Origin of the sequence: Pseudomonas sp. B35(2017), assembly GCF_002113645.1 — a bacterium.
Classification (GTDB): Bacteria; Pseudomonadota; Gammaproteobacteria; order Pseudomonadales; family Pseudomonadaceae; genus Aquipseudomonas; species Aquipseudomonas ekonensis.
This window is the reverse complement of record NZ_NEIZ01000042.1, coordinates 1-2,531: the sequence shown is the minus strand read 5'-3', so window position 1 is coordinate 2,531 and position 2,531 is coordinate 1. Positions and strand designations below refer to the sequence as shown.

General features: G+C 66.5%; 1 protein-coding gene. It reads right to left on the bottom strand.

What is annotated here, in order from left to right:
- On the bottom strand, positions 1 to 2,531 hold a 2,531-nt coding region (locus CAG41_RS28025), incomplete at both ends, for an immunoglobulin-like domain-containing protein (protein WP_371917490.1).

Genomic DNA, 2,531 nt, shown 5'->3' with positions numbered 1-2,531 from the left:
GTCTTGTCGGCGACCAGGTTCTCGTAGTTGCCGCCGGACACGTCGGTGATCGCGTTGGTCAGCGGCGCGTGTCCGTTGAGCGCGTCGTTAGGCGCAGTGATGGTCACGGTGCCGGTGGTCTTGCCGACTTCGATCGTGATGGTCTGGCCGTTGGACAGGGTCACGGTGACCGGCGAACCGGTTACAGGAGCGCCTACTGTCGCGGTATAGGTGACGGTGCCGCCCTCGGCCACCGAAGTGTCCGCCGTCAGTTTCACGGTCGAAGTATCGATGGTGTCGGTGACGTCGGTCACGGCCGGCGTGGTGCTCGGCACCAGGTTCTCGAAGTTGCCGCCGGTGGCGTCCTTGATGGTCACTTCGACTTTGCCGGCGTCCTTGTAGACGTCGTCGGCCGGCGCAGGGACGGTCACGGTGCCGGAAGTTTTGCCGGCTTCGATGGTGATGGTGGCGCCGTTGCTCAGGGTCACGGTCACCGGGGTGCCGGCCGGATTGGTCAGGGTCGCGGTGTACACGATCGAACCGCCTTCAGCCACGGTGCCCGTTGCGCTCAGCGTCAGGTTGGTGGTGTCCACGGTATCGGTGACGGTAGTCGAAACCGGCGTCTTGTCGGCGACCAGGTTTTCGTAGTTGCCGCCGGATACGTCGGTGATTGCGTTGGTCAACGGAGCGTGGCCGTTCACCGCATCGTTCGGCGCGGTGGTGGTCACGGTGCCGGTGGTCTTGCCGACTTCGATGGTGATCGACTGGCCGTTGGCCAGGGTCACGGTGACAGGCGAACCGGTCACTGGCGCACCGACGGTAGCGGTGTAGGTGACGGTGCCGCCTTCGGCCGCCGACTCGGTCGCCGTCAGCTTCACGGTGGTGGTGTCGATGGTGTCCGTGACGCTGGTCACGGCCGGCGTGGTGCTCGGCACCAGGTTCTCGAAATTGCCGCCGGTGGCGTTGGTGATCGTCGCCTGAACGGTACCGGCATCCTTGTAGACGTCGTCGGCCGGCGCAGGGACGGTCACGGTGCCGGAAGTCTTGCCGGCCTCGATGGTGATGGTGGCGCCGTTGCTCAGGGTCACGGTCACCGGAGTGCCGGCCGGGTTGGTCAGCGTGGCGGTATAGATGATCGAGCCGCCCTCGGCCACGGTTCCGGTGGCGCTCAGGGACAGGTGGGTGGTGTCGACAGTGTCGGTCACGGTGGTGCTGACCGGGGTCTTGTCGGCCACGAGGTTTTCGTAGTTGCCGCCGCTGACATCGGTGATCGCGTTGGTCAGCGGCGCATGGCCGTTCAACGCGTCGTTCGGCGCAGTGGTGGTCACGGTGCCGGTGGTCTTGCCGACTTCGATGGTGATCGATTGGCCGTTCGCCAGGGTCACGGTGACCGGAGAACCCGTCACAGGCGCGCCCACGGTAGCGGTGTAGGTGACGGTGCCGCCTTCAGCCGCCGACTCGGTGGCAGTCAGCTTCACGGTGGTGGTGTCGATGGTGTCGGTGACGTTGGTCACCGCCGGGACGGTGCTCGGCACCAGGCTCTCGAAGTTGCCGCCGGACGCATCCTTGATGGTGACTTCGACTTTGCCGGCGTCCTTGTAGACGTCGTCGGCAGGCGCCGGAACGGTCACGGTGCCGGACGTCTTGCCGGCCTCGATGGTGATGGTCGCGCCGTTGGACAGGGTCACGGTCACCGGGGTGCCGGCGGCATTGGTCAGGGTCGCGGTGTAGACGATCGAGCCGCCTTCGGCCACCGAGTCGGTGGCGCTCAGGTTCAGGTGGGTGGTGTCGGTGGTGTCCGAGACCGCCGTGTCGGCGGACTTGCCGTCCACGTCCAGTTTTTCGTAGTTGCCGCCGCTCGCGCCGTTGATGGTCACGCTCAGGGAACTGCCGCCGGCCAGCGGGCTGTTCGGCGCCACGAAGTTCACGGTGCCGGTGGTCTCGCCGACGGCGATGGTGATGGTCTGGCCGTTGGACAGCGTCACGACCAGGGGCGAGCCGGTGACCGGTGCGGTCACGGTCGCGGTGTAGACCACGGTCTCGCCTTCGGCGACGTTCGCCGTGGCGGTCAGCGACACGGTGGAGGTGTCGATGGTGTCGTTGACGGTGGTCACCGCCGGCGTGCCGCTGGTGACCAGGTTCTCGAAGTCGCCGCCGGTCGTGCCCTTGATGGTCGCCTCAACGGTGCCCGCGTCTTTGTAGACATCGTCGGCCGGTGCCGGAACGGTCACGGTGCCGGAGGTCTTGCCGGCCTCGATGGTGATGGTCGCGCCGTTGCTCAGCGTCACGGTCATCGGCGTGCCGGCGGCGTTGGTCAAGGTGGCGGTATAGGTGATCTGGCCGCCTTCGTTCACCGTGCCGGTGGCGCTGAGCGTCAGGTTGGTGGTGTCGACAGTGTCGGTCACGGTGGTGCTGACCGGGGTCTTGTCACCCACCAGGTTCTCGTAGTTGCCGCCGCTGACGTCGGTGATCGCGTTGGTCAACGGTGCGTGACCGTTCAACGCGTCGTTCGGCGCGGTGGTGGTCACGGTGCCGGTGGTCTTGCCGACTTC